Below are 1,326 nucleotides of genomic sequence, written 5' to 3'. Positions count from 1 at the left end.
CATCAGCGAGTGACCGCCGAGCTCGAAAAAGTGGTCGTGGCGGCCGACGCGCGCCAGCCCCAGCAGTTCCTGCCAGATAGCAGCCAGCGCGGTTTCGACCTCACCCTGTGGTGCAGCATAGTCGCGGGTGGCGACGGCGGACTGGTCGGGGGCGGGCAGTGCCTTGCGGTCAAGCTTGCCGTTGGGGGTAAGCGGGAAGGCGTCGAGGGTGACAAACGCGCCGGGCACCATGTACTCGGCCAGATGCAGGCTGAGCTGCTGACGCAGGTCGGCAGGGTCGGGAGTGACGCCGGGCTGCGGACAGAGGTAGGCGACCAGCCGGGTGTCACCGGGGCTGTCTTCACGGGCGACGACGACAGCCTCCTGCACGCCGGGGCACTGCATGAGGCGGGCTTCGATTTCACCGAGTTCGATACGGAAGCCGCGCAGTTTGACCTGAAAGTCGTTACGGCCGAGGTATTCGATGCTGCCGTCGGGCAGCCAGCGGGCAAGGTCACCGGTCTTGTAGAGCCGGGCTCCGGGCCGGTCGCTGAACGGGTCGGGAATAAAGCGCTCGGCGGTGAGGTCGGGGCGGTTGAGGTAGCCGCGGGCGACGCCGACCCCGCCGATATGGAGCTCACCGGCGACGCCGAGGGGAACGGGCTGGCCGAGGGCGTCGAGGATATAGAGTTGGGTATTGGCGATGGGGCGGCCAATGGGCACAAAGCTGCGGTGGTCGTCAGGCTGACAGGCCCAGAAGGTGACGTCAATGGCGGCCTCGGTGGGGCCATAGAGGTTATGGAGCTGGGCGTTGAAGCGGGCAAAGAAGCGCTGCTGCAGCTCGGCCGGGAGGGCTTCACCGCTGCAGATGACGCGGCGCAGGGAGTCACAGGCACAGTCTGCATCGGCCCACTGGACGAACTGCTGAAGCATGGAGGGCACGAAGTGCAGGGTGGTGATGCCGGTACGCTCGATGAGTTGCGCGAGGTAGGCGGCATCCTTGTGGCCATCGGGACGAGCCATGACGAGGCGCGCGCCGTAGAGCAGGGGCCAGAAGAACTCCCAGACGGAGACGTCGAAGCTGAAAGGGGTTTTCTGCAGCACGCGGTCATCGGGGGTGAGGCGATAGGTGTTCTGCATCCAGACGAGCCGGTTGCAGAGGCCGCGATGGCTGTTCATGACGCCCTTGGGCTTGCCGGTGGAGCCGGAGGTGTAGATGACATAGGCCAGATGGTGGGCGTCGAGTCCGGCGATGTCGGGGTTGTCGTCACTCAGCGTGCTGAAGTCAGCGGTATCGAGCAGGATGAGCGGGAGGGAACCGGTCTGAAGCTCGTGGCGGCCGGCCTG

Annotated in this window: 1 protein-coding gene; it reads right to left on the bottom strand. The window is 66.1% G+C overall.

What is annotated here, in order from left to right:
- A partial coding sequence (locus tag NXT09_RS22305; protein ID WP_268581190.1) for a non-ribosomal peptide synthetase occupies positions 1 to 1,326 on the bottom strand: 1,326 nt, incomplete at both ends.

Source organism: Pectobacterium jejuense, from assembly GCF_026800125.1.
Taxonomy (GTDB): Bacteria; Pseudomonadota; Gammaproteobacteria; order Enterobacterales; family Enterobacteriaceae; genus Pectobacterium; species Pectobacterium jejuense.
Note: the sequence above shows the minus strand (reverse complement) of the source record. Positions and strands in the feature narration are given on the sequence as shown.